The 21,138-nt window shown below is 29.9% G+C and carries 24 protein-coding genes; all 24 read right to left on the bottom strand.

Annotated features, from left to right (window positions below; all coding sequences use genetic code 11):
- Window positions 1-100: 100 nt before the first annotated feature.
- Window positions 101-1,297 (bottom strand): flagellin N-terminal helical domain-containing protein, encoded by a 1,197-nt coding sequence (locus SFBMNL_RS03040; protein WP_042294490.1) that lies wholly within the window; start codon window positions 1,295-1,297, stop codon window positions 101-103.
- 244 nt (window positions 1,298-1,541) lie between these two features.
- Window positions 1,542-2,531, bottom strand: coding sequence for a flagellar hook-basal body complex protein (locus tag SFBMNL_RS03035; protein ID WP_042294488.1), 990 nt, complete (start codon window positions 2,529-2,531; stop codon window positions 1,542-1,544).
- Between the two features lie 35 nt (window positions 2,532-2,566).
- Window positions 2,567-2,905, bottom strand: coding sequence for a hypothetical protein (locus tag SFBMNL_RS03030; RefSeq protein ID WP_005806598.1), 339 nt, complete (start codon window positions 2,903-2,905; stop codon window positions 2,567-2,569).
- Between the two features lie 24 nt (window positions 2,906-2,929).
- On the bottom strand, window positions 2,930-5,329 hold the full coding sequence (gene fliD / locus SFBMNL_RS03025; protein WP_042294486.1) for a flagellar filament capping protein FliD: 2,400 nt from the start codon (window positions 5,327-5,329) through the stop codon (window positions 2,930-2,932).
- 17 nt (window positions 5,330-5,346) lie between these two features.
- Window positions 5,347-5,727, bottom strand: coding sequence for a flagellar export chaperone FliS (fliS, locus tag SFBMNL_RS03020; RefSeq protein WP_005806602.1), 381 nt, complete (start codon window positions 5,725-5,727; stop codon window positions 5,347-5,349).
- A gap of 44 nt (window positions 5,728-5,771) precedes the next feature.
- Window positions 5,772-5,996: a carbon storage regulator CsrA gene (csrA, locus tag SFBMNL_RS03015; RefSeq protein WP_005806604.1), complete on the bottom strand. Its 225-nt coding sequence runs from the start codon at window positions 5,994-5,996 to the stop codon at window positions 5,772-5,774.
- Between the two features lie 7 nt (window positions 5,997-6,003).
- Window positions 6,004-6,411, bottom strand: coding sequence for a flagellar assembly protein FliW (locus SFBMNL_RS03010; RefSeq protein WP_005806606.1), 408 nt, complete (start codon window positions 6,409-6,411; stop codon window positions 6,004-6,006).
- 104 nt (window positions 6,412-6,515) lie between these two features.
- Window positions 6,516-7,487 (bottom strand): flagellar hook-associated protein FlgL, encoded by a 972-nt coding sequence (gene flgL / locus SFBMNL_RS03005; RefSeq protein WP_042294483.1) that lies wholly within the window; start codon window positions 7,485-7,487, stop codon window positions 6,516-6,518.
- A gap of 19 nt (window positions 7,488-7,506) precedes the next feature.
- Window positions 7,507-9,243, bottom strand: coding sequence for a flagellar hook-associated protein FlgK (gene flgK, locus SFBMNL_RS03000; RefSeq protein WP_005806610.1), 1,737 nt, complete (start codon window positions 9,241-9,243; stop codon window positions 7,507-7,509).
- Window positions 9,244-9,279: 36 nt separating this feature from the next.
- Entirely contained in the window at window positions 9,280-9,690 is a 411-nt protein-coding gene (locus SFBMNL_RS02995; RefSeq protein WP_014017890.1) for a flagellar protein FlgN, read from the bottom strand.
- Between the two features lie 66 nt (window positions 9,691-9,756).
- On the bottom strand, window positions 9,757-10,833 hold the full coding sequence (fliY, locus tag SFBMNL_RS02990; RefSeq protein WP_007440009.1) for a flagellar motor switch phosphatase FliY: 1,077 nt from the start codon (window positions 10,831-10,833) through the stop codon (window positions 9,757-9,759).
- Complete coding sequence (gene fliM / locus SFBMNL_RS02985) at window positions 10,805-11,824, bottom strand: flagellar motor switch protein FliM (RefSeq protein ID WP_005806616.1); 1,020 nt, start codon at window positions 11,822-11,824, stop codon at window positions 10,805-10,807. Before fliM ends, fliY begins: the two co-directional genes overlap by 29 nt.
- Before the next feature lie 4 nt (window positions 11,825-11,828).
- Entirely contained in the window at window positions 11,829-12,257 is a 429-nt protein-coding gene (locus SFBMNL_RS02980) for a chemotaxis protein CheW (RefSeq protein WP_005806618.1), read from the bottom strand.
- A 9-nt stretch (window positions 12,258-12,266) separates the two neighbouring features.
- Window positions 12,267-12,626: a response regulator gene (locus SFBMNL_RS02975; RefSeq protein ID WP_005806621.1), complete on the bottom strand. Its 360-nt coding sequence runs from the start codon at window positions 12,624-12,626 to the stop codon at window positions 12,267-12,269.
- An 11-nt stretch (window positions 12,627-12,637) separates the two neighbouring features.
- A complete protein-coding gene (locus SFBMNL_RS02970) occupies window positions 12,638-13,243 on the bottom strand; it encodes a chemotaxis protein CheC (protein WP_042294480.1) in 606 nt (201 codons plus the stop codon).
- Between the two features lie 19 nt (window positions 13,244-13,262).
- Window positions 13,263-15,368 (bottom strand): chemotaxis protein CheA, encoded by a 2,106-nt coding sequence (locus SFBMNL_RS02965; protein ID WP_042294478.1) that lies wholly within the window; start codon window positions 15,366-15,368, stop codon window positions 13,263-13,265.
- Between the two features lies 1 nt (window position 15,369).
- A complete protein-coding gene (locus SFBMNL_RS02960) occupies window positions 15,370-16,140 on the bottom strand; it encodes a CheR family methyltransferase (RefSeq protein WP_042294475.1) in 771 nt (256 codons plus the stop codon).
- Window positions 16,141-16,166: 26 nt separating this feature from the next.
- On the bottom strand, window positions 16,167-17,201 hold the full coding sequence (locus tag SFBMNL_RS02955; protein WP_042294474.1) for a CheB methylesterase domain-containing protein: 1,035 nt from the start codon (window positions 17,199-17,201) through the stop codon (window positions 16,167-16,169).
- A complete protein-coding gene (locus SFBMNL_RS02950) occupies window positions 17,170-17,661 on the bottom strand; it encodes a chemotaxis protein CheD (RefSeq protein ID WP_005806629.1) in 492 nt (163 codons plus the stop codon). The genes SFBMNL_RS02955 and SFBMNL_RS02950 overlap by 32 nt, the downstream gene beginning before the upstream one ends.
- A 5-nt stretch (window positions 17,662-17,666) precedes the next feature.
- Window positions 17,667-18,143 carry a chemotaxis protein CheW gene (locus SFBMNL_RS02945; RefSeq protein WP_007440014.1) on the bottom strand — a complete coding sequence of 159 codons (477 nt, stop codon included), beginning with the start codon at window positions 18,141-18,143 and terminating at the stop codon, window positions 17,667-17,669.
- A 113-nt stretch (window positions 18,144-18,256) separates the two neighbouring features.
- Window positions 18,257-19,051, bottom strand: coding sequence for an aminotransferase class IV (locus tag SFBMNL_RS02940; protein ID WP_042294472.1), 795 nt, complete (start codon window positions 19,049-19,051; stop codon window positions 18,257-18,259).
- Window positions 19,052-19,056: 5 nt separating this feature from the next.
- Window positions 19,057-19,701 (bottom strand): HAD family hydrolase, encoded by a 645-nt coding sequence (locus SFBMNL_RS02935; protein ID WP_005806633.1) that lies wholly within the window; start codon window positions 19,699-19,701, stop codon window positions 19,057-19,059.
- 60 nt (window positions 19,702-19,761) lie between these two features.
- Window positions 19,762-20,040 carry a DUF1292 domain-containing protein gene (locus SFBMNL_RS02930; protein ID WP_005806634.1) on the bottom strand — a complete coding sequence of 93 codons (279 nt, stop codon included), beginning with the start codon at window positions 20,038-20,040 and terminating at the stop codon, window positions 19,762-19,764.
- A gap of 84 nt (window positions 20,041-20,124) precedes the next feature.
- Window positions 20,125-20,340, bottom strand: coding sequence for a DUF1450 domain-containing protein (locus SFBMNL_RS02925; RefSeq protein WP_005806636.1), 216 nt, complete (start codon window positions 20,338-20,340; stop codon window positions 20,125-20,127).
- Window positions 20,341-21,138 lie beyond the last annotated feature (798 nt).

Here is a 21,138-nt window from a genome sequence, read left to right as displayed (position 1 = left end):
ATCCTAGACATAGTTATATTATTAGTGGTTTATTTGCTTGCTATACTGGTATAAATTTCAGATTTAAAAATAAAAAGGAATGCCCTGAGGCATCCCTTCATTATCTCAATATAGAAAGTACTTGTTGTGGTGCTTGGTTTGCTTGTGCAAGCATTGATTGAGATGCTTGTTGAAGAACGTTTAACTTTGTTAAGTTCATCATTTCTTTTGCCATATCAACGTCTCTTATTCTTGATTCAGCAGCTTGTAAGTTTTCAGCTGTGTTATCTGTTGATGCGATTGTGTGCTCAAGTCTGTTTTGAGCAGCACCAAGGTCAGCTCTTTGTGCAGAAATTCTTGAAACTGCCTCATCTAATCTTCCGATTGCATCTTTTGCATCTTCAGCAGTAGAAACATTTACTCCACCTAATCCTAACTCTCTTGAACCCATATTCCCGATGCTTACACCTATCATTTGATCTTTGTTAGCACCAACTTGGAGTTCAACACCATCAGTTTTTTCTGTAACTTTGTTATTCAAAGTAAGGTCAACTGTTTCTACATTTGCATCTTGTATATGAGTTTTCAATTTTGCTAATTTAAAATCCGCTCCACCTAATGTAATGGTCTGCTCGTCATCTTTAGAAATATCAACTGTTATACTATCAACAACATATTCCTTGTTATCATTAAACTTAGATGTATCTGTTAATTCTATTTTTGCCTCATCCCCATCAACTGTTAACTTAAGATGGAACGTACCTTCACCTAAAGTATTAACATTTTTTAACTCAGTTTCCAAAAAAACATTTACTGCATTTGCAGCATCTAATGGAGTACCACCAGTAGCTGTTGTACTTGTAATTGAACCAGTATCAAATTCAATTTTTTCTCCTGATTTATCTCCATTAAGAACCTTACTACCATTGAACTCAGTATCGTTAGCTATTCTATCAATCTCAGATTTCAATTGATTAAACTCTTGGTTAATAAGTTCTCTATCTTCATCTGTATAAGTTCCGTTTGCAGATTGAACTGCAAGTTCCCTCATCCTTTGTCCTATTGCTTGAGTCTCGGACAATGCTCCTTCTGCTGTTTGAATCATTGAAATACCATCTTGTGCGTTTCTTGACGCTTGATTAAGTCCCCTTATTTGTGATCTCATTTTTTCAGAAATCGCAAGACCTGCTGCGTCATCACCCGCTCTATTTATTCTCAAACCTGAGCTCAATTTCTCCATTGATTTACCTTGTGAAACTGTTGTACTTCCCATATTTCTATGTGCGTTCATCGCATTCATATTGTGGTTAATTATCATTGTTCATTCCTCCTTGAATTTCATCTTACATCCTTGTGTTAAACAAATATTCAGACATTACTTATTATTGTAATTTTATCTATTTCATATACTTTTTAAAATGTTGTATTTATAAACATGTTAGGAATTTTTATCTAGCATGTAACACAATCAAAGCGTTACATTTCTCATTATCGAAGAATCTAAAAATAACTTTATTAAAAAAATAACAAAAGCCACTAAAATTTTAGTGCCTCCTGTTATGCTACCTTTTTAAATTAACAACTTCTTGAAGTATCTCATCACTAGCAGAAATAATTTTTGATGAAGCCTGAAACGCTCTACTTGTAACTATAAGATCTGTAAATTGCTCAGCTATATCAACGTTTGACATCTCAAGCATACCTTGCATTATGCTGCCATTCTCTATAGGCTCATCATCTCCAAGTCCTGTTGATATTAATGGAGTTCCAGAGTTTGCAGAGTTCAAATACATATTATTCCCTACTGCCTCAAGACCTTCGGCATTTTTAAAACTAGCTGTAGCAAGTTGCCCAATAACAGTCATTTGTCCACCTTCAACAACTCCAGTTATTACCCCATCTTTCCCAATTGAATATGATATAACTTTTTTGTATTCATCTTGTCCACCATTTGCTCCTGGAAACTTAACTTTATCTGGTATTCTCAATGTTCTTAATCCATCTTCTGCCTCTAGATCTGGAGAATCAGCATCAACATAATTAATAGTTCCATCATCGTCCATACCATCAGTCATAACATAACCAAGTACCCTCTCACCACTTGATGTAACAAGATATCCTTCAGAATCCAAAGACAATGATCCATCTCTTGTATACATTATTTCACGGCCACCTGCATCAAGTTTTCCGTCTTGATCAATTGTTATGTCACCATCCTTGTGTGCAACTGGACCTTTTGCTACCATAAAAAATCCTTCGCCATCCATAGCCAAGTCTAATGGACGTCCTGTTGGTTGCATCATACCTTGTCCCATTACTCTATCAATGCTTCCCACACTAGCACCAAGACCAACTTGCTTCGCATTACTTCCTCCAAGGTTATTTGACGCCCCAACTGCATTTGATGAATTCTGATACATCATATCTTTAAACACAACCCTTGAACCTTTAAAACCTGTCGTTGAAACGTTTGCTAAGTTGTTACCAATAACATCCAATTTATTCTGTTGAGCCTTCATACCACTGATACCTGCATACATACCTCTAATCATAAAATCACCTCATTTACTCATTTACAAAAAATTGTTTAGACTTCATACACAAATGCAGAATAATTTGATGAATTATTATTGTTATATGCTTGCACTGTTTTACGCTCTTTACTAATATTTTTAATCTCATCATAAATGTCGCTTATCTTATTTTTCATAAGAGATTCAAGCAATGAATCCATCTTTATAATATCTAAATCTTTAGCACATTTAATCAATATATCTTTATCGCATCCATCTAATTCATTTAATACAATCTGTCTTTCATCTATAAGATCCAAGACCATTTCCGTATCTTCAAAGTTCACAGCATCAATAATTCTCATGGTAAGATCTTTAAATATTTTTAACTGATTATAAACCAACTCTTCCATAAACACTCACCTCAAAATTAAATATTATTGCATGAACATCGATGCCTGAGATTGTAGCTTACTTAACGCAGTTTCTAACCGTGTAAATTGTGCATAATATCTATTTTCTCTTGTAGTCATCAAATCATTGAGTCTATCAATTTTTTTATCATATTCCTTAATCTTGTTTGATATAGTGTTGCTCGTATACGTTGTATCTCCTTCTATACCAGCAATCTCAATAAACGTACCCTTTTCCCCATTTTTGTTTCTTGTCGTTCTCGTATAGTCATTCACAACATCGTTTATTCTTCTAAAAATACCCTGATCAGCATTCTTTGCTTTCCTCTCCTCAGCAGTCAAATCAGGATCATAATTTTCATGTCCACTATCAGAAGTCTTTGTAAATAATTCTGAAATATTCTGTGGATCATTAGCCAAAGCTTTCCTAAACTTTTCTTCATCAAATATAATTTTTCCACCTTGCTTATAATCATTCGATGTATCGAGTCCAATTTCACGCATACCCACACTCACACCATCAACTGGTGTAAAAATTGCATTTCTGAGCTCATACATAAAACTTTCAAGTTTTGTCTCATTTCCAAGTATTCCCTGCTTTGCTTTCTTTTCCCAAAGCTCAATTTCCTTTTCAGTCATCGCCTCTTTTTGTGCCTCAGTCAAAGGTGAATACTTTGAGTTCTTCCTCTCTCTTGTCTTAGTGTTGAGATCATCCATAATCTCATTAAAATCTTCAACAAATTGCTTCATCAAATCAACAGTCTTATCCATATCTTCAACAATGCTTACTTTTATAGGTTCTGTTGGTAGAGTTTTTATATCAAAAGTAATTCCTGAAAGTGTAAAATTATTTGATGCAAATTCAAAGATATTACTGTTCCCATCTCCGTCTGTAAATTCCACAACAGCACTCTCTCCTTTTGCATCTAATGTACCGGTACCAAATAAAGATTCAATAAATTTCCCCGAAGTATCACTTCCTGTTAACACAACTTCTTTTCCTGTTTCTTTGGACTCTATGTTAAAAGTCCTAGAAATCGTATTATAAGAAATATTAACTTTTGCTCTTGATGAAATATCAGAAAATACCTGTTTTATTGTCAAATCTTGTCCACCTTTATATCCATCTTTATCTTCTTTAGATCCAAAATCATATTTAAAAGTTTCACCATTAATCGTAAATTCAACTTTTTTATTATTTGGATCATCAAAGTTTAAAACATTTACCATCTTTTCAGTCTTAACATCAAGGGTCATGTCTAAACTGTTACCGATACCAATTGAATTTGCAGCATTCCCACTAATAACGATTTGTTCCTTGCTGTTTGTCTTAAACACAAGTTTTCCATTAACTACGCTACTACTTACATTTGTTACATCCTTATGTTCATTGATCTTTTCTGAAATTTGATCCAGTACTTCTTGTTTACTTTTTGAATTATCTACATCTGACAAATCTATTACAGTAGGAGTTTGTCCTCTAACGCTTATAACTAAATCTGAATTTTCACCCTTTACGAATTTAGATTCATAATTCAAAATATTACTTGCTCCATCAGCTTTGGTTGATTCTTGTCCTTTAATTGAAACCTTTGGAGTTTCAAATTTATATTTTGAATCTAATGCGGTATCATTTACTTTAACTTGTCCACTTTCATCAACTTCTACTTTTAATTCTTTGTATTCCTGATCAGGTATTTGCTTTTTAAGTTTTGCTTTTATTTCACTTACAAATTTATCTTGACTATATGCTCCTTTATCTAACTTAATCGTGTAATCTTTACCACCAACATTAATTTCTATAGAATTGTTGGTATCATCTACAACAAAATTACTTTTAACTTCAAGTTGTCCATCTTTATTAACTGAAACCTCATATTTATCTTTTGTTGATTCATTATCTTGGATTTTTACATTTATAGCTTTAGCTAGACTTTCTTTACTATCAAATGCCTTTGAATCTAATTTTATCTCATATCCGTCAATTTTTATTGTGTTATTGCTATCTCCAACAATAACCGGTATCCTCAAATCTCCTTTAACCGTAGATTGGTTTATTACATTCGAGCCACTAACTTTCGCAGATTGTGCCATTTGCGTCATTTTTAATTCATAATTTCCTGGTTCAGCTGTCCCTCCAGCTATAATATTTGCTATAGTTTTATCAACCGTTGAATCAGCTTTTATCCCAGAAAGAGATGAAGAACCCATTATATACGTTTCTTTATTCAATGGGTCAAAATACTTTTTAGTAAAATCTCTAACATCATTTATTAATTCTCTATAAAGTTCTTGTCTCCACTCCAGTATTTGTTTATTTTGATTAATGCGATCAATCTTGCTTTTTTCAGTCTGAAGCATACTTTCTACAATAGCTTTTGTATCCAAACCAGAGGCCATACCAGTCATTTGAATCGATGACATATATATCCCTCCTACAATTATTTTGAATTAACTACCTTCTTGTAAACCTCTTGCCACATATCATTCACTTCTTGAACAACAGGGAAAACTTCATCAAGTATCGCTTCGTTCTTTTCAATATTACATCTAGAAAGCCTATCTATTATAAAAGCGTATATACTTTTTAGGTTTTCTGCCCAAACCCCACCTTTTTCAGTATCTAATGTTATCATTAGCTCATAAAAAATATCTTGAGCTTTAACCAAGTTCGTATGAATCTCTTTTAAATTATTAGTTTTAAAGGCAAGTTTTGCAATTTTACAAAACTTGACTCCACCTTCAACTAACATAATCAAGAGCTTTTCTTTCGACACATTGTTAATACTGCTGTTCTTATAAGTATCCCTTGCGTTTAACATAAATATTACCTACCTATTTTCAAATAATAATTATATAAACCTACCTATTTTAAATTATCAATCTTAGAAATAACGTCAATCATATTAGAAGAAACAGATTTTTTGTTTTGGGAACTAATATCTTGTATAAGCTCTTTTCTTAAAATCTTTAATTCTTTCGGAGCTTCTATTGCTAGTTTAACGCAATTGTCCTCAATCTTCACAACCTTTATCTCAATGTCATCTCCAATGAATAAACTCTCCTCTTTCTTACGCGAAATAACTAACACTTAAAAATCACCCTCTTTTGACTACTAATGATTGTCTAACCAAATAATCTTCTCTATCTAATATTACTTGCTCACACTTTCCAGTTGTAAGATTAATAATTATAGGAGCCCTTAAATTCACAGTTATTTTTTCTACATCATCATTTAATGTTACAACACTTAAAACTAAAACATCAGTTGCATCTTTTATTCCTAATCTCTTTGTTGTATTATCATCAATTTCTATTTCATAATTAGGAAAATAAATATATGGATCAATTAATAGAAGAGAAATATTTTCCTGCTCAGAAGAACTTAAATTAAAAAATCCAACTTGCTCTAATGCCGCCAATTCAAAATTTTTAAGCCCATCAAATCCAGGTAACCCTTTTTCAAATACTACACTACCATTTTTTAAAACCATTTGCTCTCCCATTGATTAAATTCCTCCTAAATTCAAAAATTAAAAAATTTAAAATACTTTTTAAAAATATTTTTAATATTATTATTATCCTGTTTAAAAAATATATACAATCAAGTTTATCTTAAATAATCGATCAATGACGGTTGCATTATCTTTGAACTTGCTTGAAGTGAAGCCGTATACATCGTCATAGCTGTTACATAATCGATTGTTTTTTCTGCAAAATCTATATCTTCAATACTCGATAAAATTTCCTTAATATTAAATTTTTCTTCTTCATTTCTTTCCAGTGCATCTTCCATTCTGTTTTGTTTTGAACCAATTTGACCCCTAATATTTGAAATATTTTGAAGTGCATTGTCAATTTGTTCCAAATTTTTTGTTGTAAGTTCTTTATAAGCTGTTTCATCTGTTGCATCTAAATTTTGCAAAATTTCACCGAAACTCTCCATAAGATTAATATCATTTCCATCTTTATCCTTAAATTCCAACATTTGAATTGCATTAACTCCATAATCAATCTTTACACCAGAAGAAATTTCCATTTCAAGTGGATGTTTAATTTGATCAAGTTCAACTTGCGTTATTTGTTGACCATTTTTTCCATTATAATCAAGCTTAATATTGCCACTAATTGGATCTTTTGATATTTCTACAGGCTTTTGATCAATTCTTTCACCACCAAATATATATTTCCCGTCAAAAGTTGTATTTAAAATATCTCCCATTTTATTCACAAGTTGAGATATCTCTTCTTTTAGTGCAGCTCTCTCATCTGACCCATAAGTTGCATTACCCGCACTAACCAAAAGTTCCCTCATTTTTTGAAGTCCATCATTAGCTTGCTCTAATGCCTTATCTGTAACATCAAGATGATTGGTCGCATCAACAATATTTTTATTGTATTGAGCATTCTTTGCGATATCAGTTTTAAGACGCATAATCTTTGCAGCCTTTGCTGGATCATCGGAAATCTTATTAATCTCTTTTCCTGTATTCAATTGATTATCTATCTTGTTCATCCTTGTAAGATTTTTGTGAAGGTTATAATTAAAATTCCGATTGGTCATACCATTTGTAATTCTCATTATCATGCCCTCCTAACAACTACATCAATCCATTTATAATAACATCTAATAACTTATCAACTGTAGAAATAACTCTAGCACTCGCATTATAAGCATGCTGAAAAGTTATAAGATTACTCATTTCTTCATCAAGAGAAACCCCAGAAACACTCATTCTAGAAATTTCAAGATTATAAACCAAATCCTCAAAATTATCTGCTTCCCTAGCTGCTTCTTGTGATCTTATACCAACAGTTGTCACCATATTTTTATATTGTGATTCAATCTTTGTCCCACTTTTTGCACTATTGATGTCAAGTCCATTATTAATAAGCTCGCTTCCGCCCTTATTAGGATTGAAAAAATCTTCTCTGCTATTAATAGTTTTCCCAATATCAGAGATGTTAAACAATTTATCTCTCAAAGATGCAATAGCCAAAGCTCTATCTCCGTCACCTTGTCCATCAATAGTGTTCTGAGTAGCATCATCGAACATATGATCATTCTTTCTGACTTTTAATTTCATGGGATCATCTAAAAGAGTAGTATTCACAGAAATATTACCTGCAGTTATAGAATTTTCATCTCCACCATCGGAGTTTACAAAAAATGGCAAATTATCCGTAGCAGCATCTGTTTTACCACTGTGAACAGCATTTAGGGAAAAAACAATAGACTTCGTCAATTGATTTAATTGATTTATAAAAGAATCGAGTTCATCATGGGATTTTTGGAGACCTCCAAGTTCTCCAGTGCTTAGACTAAGCGATGAGAAATTATTTGCGTTGACCTGAGGATTTGTAATTTCCTTCCCTGCTTTATCAATAAGATTTCCTTCCTTATTCGATAAAACAATTCTATTCTTTTGTAGATCATTAAAATCTTTCTCACTCATGTTCTCTATTTCAAGGGTAGCTCTATTATTCGGATCACTTGAATCATTATTCTTATAATAAGTTATCACTACACTTTTAGGAAAAGCACCTTGTCCATTTACTTCAATTTCTTCTATATATGTTAATCTTAAATCACCTTCTCCTTCTTTACTGCTTACCAAATTCCCTAATGCTATATCTTTCCCAGTAACATTAATTCCATTATTTTTTTTATTCTCAAGTGATATTCCCATCTTACCACTGAGTTGATCAAGAAGAGCATCTCTTTTATCCATTAAATCATTTGGTTGATTCCCAACCATAGAAATTTCTTGTATCTTTTGATTAAGCTCATTTATTTCATTAAGAATTAAATTAACCTCAACGACTGAATTTTTAATCGTATCATTTACATCACCCTTTGATTCTTGAAGTTTTGAATAAATACGATTTATCTCTGTAGCCATATTGGATGCTTCTTGCAAAACAATATTTCTCGTATTAATATCAGATGGATTCTTTGACAAATCCTGCCAACTGTCAAAAAACTTATCAAACATCTTACTAAGTCCTTTATCGCCACTTTCATTAACAAGACTCTCTATTTCAGATAAAACATTTTGGCGAACGTTTGCATCTGCAAGTGATGAATTTTCATTTCTAATCTGATAATCTAAAAAAGTATTTCTAACCCTCTCAACCATTGCAACCTGAGCACCAGTTCCAATTTGACCAGCACTCCCAACAGTCGTCAATGGTGAGGACGCCTCAACTCTTATCCTTTGTCTTGTATAATCTGTTCGTGATGCATTGCTAATATTATGAGAAGTTGCATTAAGACCTGCCTGCATAACATTTATACCACGCTTAGAAATATTAAGAGTATTAAACAAACCTGCCATAATAAAACGCCCCCTTTCTAGAAACAACAATTAAATTTAATAATTAGGTTTCCTCGTATAAACATTAGGTTGATTTGCATTCTTATTAATAGAAGATAACAGTTTGTTTGTAAAGCTCAATGATTTTTTAATAAGAAATTTATTATCATCCTTAATCAAATTTATCTTTTCAACTAAAGAAACAAGAAGTATATAGCTTTCATATAATTCTTTATCATCTTTGTTCTTCATAACAAAATCTTTAATATACTCATTATTTAATAATTTTCTCAGCTTAACCTCTTCATCTGCAATACTCTTACAAACATTATTAATTTTAAACGATATCCCATCAAGTTCAAACAATTTATTGTTCCTTATAAATTCTTTTTGCTCTTCCAAATATTTTTGTAAAGTGTCAAATAATTTAATTTGATTAAGAATTATACCATTAACTTCTTTGTTCAAACTCATTACCTCCAATATAATAAACATAGGTATATTTTTATATAAAAAAAGTTAAAAACTAAATAACTATAAATTTAAGTTTTTAACCCGTTCTGTATTACTTAAAATTGCTGTGATCCTTACACCAAAATTTTCGTTAACAACAACAACTTCTCCTGTCGCAATCTGCTTTCCATTAACTAATATATCAACCGGCTCTTCTGCTAACTTCTCAAGCTCAACAAGCGAACCTGTACCTAGATTTAAAATCTCTCCAACATTCTTCTTCGTTTTCCCAAGGACAACAGAGATTTCAAGAGGAACATCCAAAATTAAATCGATATTATTAGGGGTTGCTGGTGTAGCTCCTTGACTCAATGGCATCAAAACAGCATCACTTACATCATAATTTTTAATCGGCTTTGAATTATTAGAATTCTCAACTGCTTTCAAATTTTGGTTATCCAAACTTTGATCATCATATCTATGATCAGTTGATCCTTCTTTAAATCCATTTTGATCATTAAGCATAATATTTATAATATTTTTACCTGTCTCTATACTCACGACCTGCACAATGTTACTATTAATTAAATCTGCAACATTCATTTGGAATTTTATTTTTATAATTTTCTCATTGCTATTACCAAATATCTTTTCGCTATCTTTACTGTTATAACTTATAACTGTTTCTGGGGTTGAAATATCTATAGTTTTTTGAAACATCGTAGACATAGAAGTAGCCGACGAAGCTATCATCTGATTCATCGCCTCAGAAACGGCACTTATTTCTATTTCATTTAGCGTTTCCCTATCTTCAACATTTTTACCATCTCCACCCATCATGATATCAGCAATAATTATAGCATCCCTTATACTCATAACAAGTACGTTATTTCCATCAATGCCTCTCGTATACTTTACCTTTAAAGCTATATGTGGTTGCATAAACTCTTTAGCTATATCGGATATATTAACAACTTCAACAGTAGGAGTAGTTATCGTAACAGGCTTTTGTAATAACTTGGAAAAACTTGTTGATGCATTACCCATACAAATGTTACCGATTTCACCAAGAAGATCTCGTTCTTCATTAGTAACAATTGGATCCGTACCATTTTCAGTCTGATTTACATCACTCTGGTTTTGATTTTCCTTCTCCATTTTTCATAACCTCCTCACTATAATAAATATCTAAAATCTTTACACCTTTATTCTCCCCAACAAGTCCCAATACTCCATTAAAAATCAACCTATTCTCAATATATATCTCAACTGGACTATTACACTTTTTATTTAAAATTATGATATCATTAGTTTGAAGAGATAAGAAATCTTGAACACTAATCAATTTTTTATCCAATATAGCTTCTAACTCTATATTTACACTATTCAATTCTTTCCTAATAGATTTCTTGATAAGTTCTACTTCTTCTTCTGTATTTGTCTTAACTAAATAATCTCTATTTAACTTATCACCTATCTTCTCTATTGAAATATAAGGCAAACAAATATACATAAAATATGCCGTTCCCTCAATTTCAATCTTAAAAGTTACAAATAGAATTGGTTCATTGGGACCCATTGATTGAACAGTAGATGGATTAGTTTCTAAGTTAATGAACTTAGGTTCAACACCTATAATATCATCCCATGACACTCTTATTATATTAAGTATCTCATTTGATACTTGAGTTAAAATCTTTTTATCAATATCACTAAATTCCCTCATTATTCCCAAATTTTTTCTATCGTTGGATCCAAGAAGAGAATTTAATAATAATACAGACAAAGCTGACTCCAATCCCATAAAAATACTTCCAAATAAAGGTGGCATCTCAAATGATACTATTGTAGTTGGATTAGGCATCGAAAAAATAAACTCATGAAATGTAATTTGTTCAGTGGACATAATATCAACTTTAATCTGAATGCCAAATACCGAAACAAAATAACTCGAAAGATACTGAGTAAAATTTTCATGTATGATACTTAAAGATTTCATATGTTCTTTTGTGAACTTTTGAGGTCTTTTAAAATCATATTTCTTTACATTCTTCTGCAAAATATTAGACCTATTATATGAAGTACCTTCAGACTCAATGCTTTTCAGAAGCTTATCAATTTCTTCTTGGCTTAATACATTATCACCCAAAACCTCAATTCACCCCACTATCTTTCGGAACAAATTTATTAATATCTATAACAGTAATTAATTTAAAATTGAGTTCCAATACACCTTTAACAAATGGAATTTTCGTATCTATAGATCTTTTAATAAAATTTGGATCTATATCCACCACCTCATCAACCTTATCAACTATTATTCCAATTTCTTCAAACTCAATATCAAGTATAATTACACTACTATCATTTAAACTTACATTATCATAAGAGCGATGATCTAAATTTAATAATATAGAAATATCAAAAAGTGAAATAATAATTCCTCTTAAATTTATAAGTCCCTTAATATAACTTGGGGCATTAGGAACCTTTGTAATAGTCATCATATCATTTATACTTAGAACTTTTGAGGCCTCAACCCCAAAGAATTCCTCTCTAATTTTAAATATGACTAATTGCATAATTTTAAATTATCCCAAAACTTTTTTAACTGATTCAATAACTCTCTCTGATTGGAAAGGTTTAACTATAAAATCTTTAGCTCCAGACTTAATAGCATCCATAACCATTCCTTGTTGACCCATAGCACTACACATTATGATATTTGCCTTAGGATCGAAACTCATAATTTCCCTTAATGCCTCAATACCATCCATCTCTGGCATTGTAATATCCATTGTAACAACATCTGGTCTATCTTTTTTATAAAGTTCAATAGCCTTAAGACCATTACTCGCTTCTCCAATAACTTGATAACCATTCTTCTCCAATATATCCTTAAGCATCATTCTCATGAAAGCTGCATCATCAACTATTAAAATTCTACTCATTGTAATTCCTCCTAAAATTGACTTTCAGTTTTAAAGATTTTATTTAAATTACCCTTTCTGGGAACAAAGTAAAAATATACATTCATCATTTCAGTATCTAATTCATATTTGAAATCTGTATTTATATTTAATATCTCATCATAAAATTGCTCCTCTTCCATTAATGTGTAAGATAAAATTGCAGTAAGACTGTCGTAGAGCAAACTACTACTTTCAATTTCAATTCTTAAATTAAGGCAATCAGCAACATTTCTTATGTATGTCGAACCAACTATATTACAAACCTCTTCTATAAAAGAAATTCTTATATCATCCAACTCATCCTGAAACAATAATTGCCCACTAGCTATATCTTTTACCATTTTCTTTGCTGTATTAATATCAAATAATAATAAAACACTTCCCTCTATATCGCCTTTTAAAATCAAAATTTTCCCTATTACTTCAACATCATCAATTTCCTCTATAAAATCACTTATAGATTCGATATGAACATTCGGAATAGACATATTAATTCTAGCATTAAGCAAATTAGATAACGATGTTGCTGAATTTCCTAATGCTATATTAGATATTTCTTTCATCATATCTAATTGTTCTTCAGAGTATTCGAGCATACCTCTCTCCTCCCATTTTTCAAGATATAATTGATGCTACATCGACTATAAGGGTAACAAGGCCATCTCCCAATATTGTTGCTCCTATATACTCTTTTAATCCTTGTAAGCTTTTTCCTAAATTTTTTATTACTATCTCTTGCTGACCAAGAAGATCATCTACCAAAAGAGCAGCAATTTTTTCTCCAACTTTAGCAACAATTATATAACTACTCTCATTGTTTAAATTACATATTCCACTATCTAAACTAAACTTCTTAGACATTCGTATAAGCGGAATAATCTCATCTCTATAAGATAAAACTTCCTTATTATTACTCTTCTTTATCAAATCTTCTTTCCAATTTATAACACTATCTACAAAACCTAATGATATCGCCATAGTTTCACCATTAACTTTAACAAGTAAAGCTTTAATTATTTGTAAAGTTAATGGCAATTTTATTACAAAAGTTGATCCTTTACCCACTTCACTTTGAAGATCTATCGTTCCACCAAGAGATGATATTTTTGTCTTAACAACATCCATACCAACCCCTCTACCTGAAATATCTGTAACCTTATCATTAGTACTAAACCCTTCTAAAAAAATTAAATTTTTTATATCTGTATCAGACATTCCATTAGTACTTATACCGACCTTTTCAGCCTTAGCTTTAATCTTATCAACATCTAAACCCTTTCCATCATCTCGTATTTTAATTACGGCCTTAGTACCTTCCTGATAAGCATATAGTTGTATTTGCCCTGTTGGATTCTTCCCAGCTTCAACTCTTTTCTCTTTAGTTTCTATCCCATGATCTACTGCATTCCTTAGAAGATGTATAAGAGGTTCCCCGATCTCATCAATAACAGTTCTATCAAGTTCAGTACTCGCTCCCTCAATAATGAATTGTATATCCTTATTAAGTTCTAGAGATAAATCCCTTATCATTCTAGGAAATCTATTAAACACAACTTCTAATGGTAACATTCTAATTTTCATAACTAAGTCTTGTAATTCTGATGTAGACCGAGCAATTTGTTCAAGCGTTTCATTCAACTCTGAAGAATTATATGTATTACTAATCTGCTCAAGCCTTGTTCTGTGAATCACAAGCTCTGACACCATATTCATAACCATGTCTAATCTATCCAAATCAACCCTAACAGATTGTGTCCCTTTCTTAATCGACATAGATTGCTTTTTAGATTTAGACGCCTTTTCTTTAGTTACATCCTTATTATTTGCATTTATTTGAACTTTATTTATATTTTCTTCATTAACTACTCTGTTATTTTTTACCTGAGATATCTCTTCAGATTTTGCATCATCACTCTTAATATTATTTTTTAAATTCTCTGAAGCCTCTTCAAGATTTATAAATACTTCATTACCGTAAGATTTCTTAACATTGTCAGAATTTATTTCTTTTATAGCAACCTTCTTTATCTCAGAAATATGTTTTATAATATCCTGAAGTTTCTCTTTGGCCATCATAGTTACATAAAGTATGTCAACTTCTAAATCAAAATTTTCTGTTTCAATATCTTGGGTAGATGGTAATGTATGAATAATATCTCCATACTTTTCTATCTCTCTAAAAAATATAAATACTCTTGCAGTTTTTAACAAAACAGTATCAGCTAAAACAATTTTTATCTCATAAACAAAATAAGGAGTTTTATCTATATTTATAATATTCATGTGATGATCTTCAAGTTTCAACTTTTCCTCTATGGTTTCATTTATGTTCTCAATTGGTTTATCTTCCAAAATTCCAGCTAAATCCACAACAATAGCCTCAATATCCATTTCATCATTATTACCATCACTTATGTTATTAATCATAGATTCCAATGTATCAAGACATTTAAACAAAAGCGTAACAACATCTCTATTAACTTTAAGAGTACCATCTCTGAATTTAGATAAAACATCTTCCATCTTATGAGTTAATTCAGACATTTTCATGTATCCCATTGTTGCGGACATTCCTTTAATTGTATGACTAACTCTAAATATCTCATTAACAACTTCTAAATTATCCGGCTTTTGCTCAAGTTCTAATAGAGAATCATTTAATTTCGATAAATTTTCCATAGACTCTTCAAGAAACATTGACAAATATTGTGAAACATCCAATTTATTTCACCACCTTCTGATAAAAAAATGTACCTAATTTATTAAAACCAATTTGTTTGTAATCATAAATATTTTCTGTAGCCCCTATAAAAACAACCCCATTATTATTCAGTGAATCATAAAACTTATTATATATCTTCATTTTCTCGTCCTTAGTAAAATATATAACAACATTTCTGCATAGTATCAAATCAAAACAACTAGGAAAATAATCTAGTATTAAATCATGCCGTATAAATTCTATCTTATTTCTTATAAAATCTTTAACTTTAAATTTATCATTGAAAAAATTAAAATATTTATCTATATACTCTGATGAAACATTGCGCAAATCATATGTTGTATAAATAGCCTTTTCTGCATAATTTAACATCTTTTTATCAATATCTGTTGCTAATATTTCATAATTAGGCATATTGATATTCTCAAGTATCATAGCTACAGAATAAGCTTCTGAACCATTGGAACAAGCACTACTCCAAATCCTATAAACATCTCTTTTAGGTATATATTTTTTAAATAGTTCCTCTAATCTAAAAAATATATCTGAGTTTCGAAAAAACTGTGTCACATTTATTGTTATTAAATCTAAAAAATTCTCCCGCAAATGCTTATCTATACTACATTCTCTTATAAAATCACTTGTTGTATTAAATTCCAACTTTGAAATAAAATTTTCAATTCTGCGGTTCATTTGAACAGATTTATACGCATCTAATCTTATATTAAATTCATTATAAACATAGTCATGAATCCTGTTAATATCATACATTATCAATACCTCATTTGAAAAATACTCTATAGTTTACCTGAATGTTTAACAATCTCAAATAATATTTCATCTTTTGATAAAACTTTATCTACCATTCCAGTTTCAATTGCTGATTTAGGCATTCCAAAAACAGTGCTACTTCCCTCATCTTGAGCTATAGTAATCCCTCCATTTATTTTTATATACCTAATTCCATCAGAACCATCTCTACCCATTCCAGTTAGTACTATTCCTAAAAGACCTTTTTTATAAATCTTAGATGCTGAACAAAACAAAGCATCAGCAGATGGTCTAACATTATTTAATGGTTTGTTAACGTTTAAATTAATCTGTTTTTTGTTGTCAATTTCCATATGATAACCACTTGGTGCAACATAAACCACATTAGCCATTGCAATTTCTCCATTTTTCCCTTCACAAACTTTGTAACTACAAAGTTCACCCAATCTATCAACAAAGTGTTTCGTATGACCTTCTGGCATATGTTGAACTATAAATACAGGCATATCTATTTTGGTTTCCAAATTCCCAAATATATATTCTAACACTTTTGGTCCACCCGTTGATGATGCAATTACTATAGCTTTTTGAACATCAAATATAGCACGCTTAATACGGCTATTTTTTATTCCATAGACTACATCTATCAATTTTTCTTTTATGTCAAAAATATCTTTTAATCCTGATTTATTTAAACATCTTATAAATATTAATTTTTCAGCTCCTACAGTTCGCTCTATAAATGAAATTATACTGTCATCAAGATTCGATATTACTATTAAATTAACAGCAAAATTTTTTAAATCTAATAAATATTTAATAAAATCTCCATTCTCATAAAACGATTGATTCAAAATTATTACATCTAATACAATGCCTGAACCCAAGATGAAATTTTTCATTTCATCATAATCATCAAAAATATCTATAATATTTATTCCAGCGTCCTTAGCCAATCTGTCATATACAAGTTTTCTCATTAAATTTGATTCATCATATATAATAAGTTTTGTTTTTATAATTTGATCTCTATATTTCAAATTCTTGCCTATCTTTCCCATAAATTTTTATAATGACTTTACCACTATTCAAATCAAAAAATAAACTTCTTCCCACTACCCCTTCAATGTGTTCACTTACAATAGACAATGAATTTTCATGAAAAAACTGTTTAACTGCCTCAATATTTTTCTTTCCTATATCAAGAGTTGGAGACTTTTTTCTAAACATTGAGGCTCCTCCAACTAATTTCCCAACTATGTTTTCTTTAGAACAACCCATAAATATCATCTTCCCAACCATAAAAGGTAGAGCATAATTAGCATACCTCAATTTTGTCAAATCTGTTAATGTTTCATCTGGATTAGAATTTGGCAGCATAATATGTGCTAAACCACCTATCTTCTTTGTCGGATCATACATTGTAACTCCAACACATGATCCTAAACCTCTTGTTTCTAAAATCATTGGATATGTTCCAACTCTTACATCTCCGATTCCAACATTTACATTTGTATCCATAAAATCTATAAATCACTCTCTTCTAATTCTATTGCAATTATTTTGGTTATCGAAATATATATAATAATTTCACCATTTAGCAAAATCATATCTTTAACATAATGTAAATCTATAGACTTTCCTTTTTCCTTCTTAATTGTATTGAGTTCATCCTTAATTTCTGTCTTAATACTTGAATCTCCATAATTAAAAACCTCTAGAACCTCATCAACAACTATACCAACTAATATATCCTCATCCTTTACAATAATTATTTTTTTATGTGCTAAATCTACAGAATGATCATCTTCTACACCAAATCTTTTAGACAAATTAAATATCTTTATAACTCTTCCCTCATGATTATAAAACCCTTCAAAACTTGGTTGATTTGATGGTACATGTGTCAAATTTTCATATTTAATAATCCTATCAACGTCTTTTATATTACACGCATATTTACTATTACCGACTTTAAACATCAAAAGCTTACTCCTAAACATTAAAACAACTGACCTCCTTTTAATAAACTCCCATTCATCTCAAAAACATACAAAAAAAACTCAAGGCTATTTGTTTTTATTATTTCACAAATAGCCTAGAATATTTTATTATATTATATTTTTTTTAAATATTTTTCAAAGGAAGAACTAACCATATTTAAATATTTATTTTCAGACGAATTAATTTGAATATCATTAATTCTATTTATAGACAAAACATTTGACGACGTACTTGTAAGAAAACAAGCATCAAACTTATCTATATCGTCAACATGAACAGCATTCTCAAATAAATTAAAGCCTAAGTTTCGTATAATCTTATTTACATTGATACGAGTAACTCCATTCAAAACCATATGAATTGGTGCAGTAAAAAAACTATCATCTTTAATAAAATATATATTACTCCTACTCCCTTCAGTAATTAAACCATCTTTATTAACCAACAAAACCTCATACACACCATTATCTTCAATAGCCTTTTCCATCTTCTTCTTCAAACTATAATTATAAGATTTTATATATGGATTATCCCTCTCAATGTTAAGTGTAACACTTGTTACCCCAAACCGTGTATCAGGATAATAAAAACTAATAGGATAAATGTATATATTAACCTTATCATCCTTAAATATAAATTCAATCTTTATATTACCATTAAAAATTTCATTTTCTTGTATAACTTTCTCTATATTTGGAATTAAATCATCTAAATTAATTTTATTTCCATACATTAACAAAATCGAATTACTAAGCCTACTTATATGATCATTCAAAAACAATATTTTTGAATTTATAATTCTAATAACTTCATAAACGTTCTTCTTATGATACTCATAATAATCTTTAAATTCTGTCTCAGATATTAACTCACCATTAAACAAAAATTTCTTAAACTTAAATTCCATCTCCACTAATTCCAATTCAAATTAATTAATTTATCTACCCTTTTATTACTATTTATCAAAAAACCAGTCCCAACAATACTAAACATAGGGAGGTCATGTAGAGAATCCGAATACATTATTGAACTATCAAAATCATAATTCCTTATCTTCTCTTCAAACAAAAGCTCTCGAAATCTAAAAACTTTTTCCCTACCTTTATTATTAAAGCCTATCATCTTACCCGTATAAAATCCATTTATAATTTCATATCTTGTCCCCAAAACATAATCAATACAACTCAATTCATTAAAGTATTTTAAATAAAATTCAGGAGAAGCTGAAATTAAAATTATAACATATCCTTCACTCTTACGCTTTTCAATTTCAATTATAGCATCCCTGTAAATAAGTTCATTTATCAAATACTCATAAAAAAATTTTCTCGCAAATCTATTTAAAACGTCTTCACGAATCCCGTTCAAAAAAGATAAATATTGCTCCTTAGATTTTTTCTCATCATATATTTTAAGTACATACATCAAACCTGAAAAAATAGCCTTATTAAAATAAGCATAAAACCGCTTATCCTCTTTACATAAAAATTTATAAAATTCAATAAATGTATCTTTCTTTGTCAATGTTAAATCAACATCAAATATTGCAAACTTCATTTAATCCCCCAATATGTAAAATAAAAGTGCCCCTAAAATAAGGACACCTAAAAAAAGTTCTTAATCTTCCTCTATCATGCTATCATAATAAGCGGCAACTTCTTCGAACTCTTTTTCCTCTGGTACAACTAACTCATCATCGTCAGTCAATCTAAAAACATATGACGAACCATCCTCATCATTATGAACAACACAATAATTTTTATCTTTGTATTCAAATCCATCAATAACCTCACACCTTATAGTGTTTTGGTTCTCGTCTTCAAATTCAACAAACACTGGTTCATGTTCAAATTCTTCATCATTTAATAATTCTTTATCTTTATCTTCATTCACCATAATAATTATCCTAAAAAGGAATACACCTCCCTATTTTAAACTTTCGTACCTATTTATATTGTTAACAATTAAAATAAAATTATGTTATTTGTTATTATTTATTTCATCAAGTAATTTTTCTGGTGAATCTGCTGAAATCATTTCACCATCCAATAAAACAAAAAGAGTTTCACAACATTCTCCACAATGACCTAAACAGCCGTGAACTTCAACTTCAAATTCTTGTGACTTTTCTAATTCTTCTACAACTTTATCTGTGCCCAAAGCAAAATTACTCTCGCAAATATCTACTTTTTTCATAATTTACACTTCCTCGTACTAATACTTAAAATGTTCAACATTTACAAAACAATTCTATTACATATAAGTATTTTAGTCAATTAACTTTTAAACAAATAACAAAACTTCTAGTAAATTTTAAACTAGAAGTTTTAAAAAACACTTATTAAAAAGATACAATCTTTCGCTCTATACTATTAATCCTGCTGCAAACCTCACTTAATTGTACTTTTAATTCAATGATCGATTCTTCTTTATGTAAAATTGATTCAATCTCTAAAGCCTTTTCATAAATTTCATGTATCTTGCTAATTTTAAAAAACAAAGTACCAAAATTACTTGGACTTGTATTATTTATTATTTGTGAATAATACTTTACATTTTTCCTATAACTATTGTTTTTCAAAGAATAATAATGTGATGCTATAGCTTTTGGATGCCTATTGAGCTTAACAGATAACATATCAAATATTTCTATCTTTCTCTTATTTTTAAACTCTGCCACATAATCAAATAATATATTATTCTCCTCATTAGTCCATACTCTTTGAAGATATCTCTTTCTAAAATTTTCTGTTTCATTAATTAATTTATAATAATAAACCCTAGCCTGCCCTGGTGTAATATATGGATACATATTTGAAAAAAGTTTCGCCNCATCTTTAATAGTTATATTTTTCTTCTTACACTCAGTTACATGTTCTAAAAGACTTTGTTTTTCACTATCTGTCCATTCCCTTTTAACTGCCAATTAACTCACCTCTTTTAAAAACACTATGACAATGACATGAGTTAATCATAACACAATTTGAATTTTTT

The sequence above is a fragment of the Candidatus Arthromitus sp. SFB-mouse-NL genome (assembly GCF_000709435.1).
Taxonomy (GTDB): domain Bacteria; phylum Bacillota; class Clostridia; order Clostridiales; family Clostridiaceae; genus Dwaynesavagella.
Note: the sequence above shows the minus strand (reverse complement) of the source record. Positions and strands in the feature narration are given on the sequence as shown.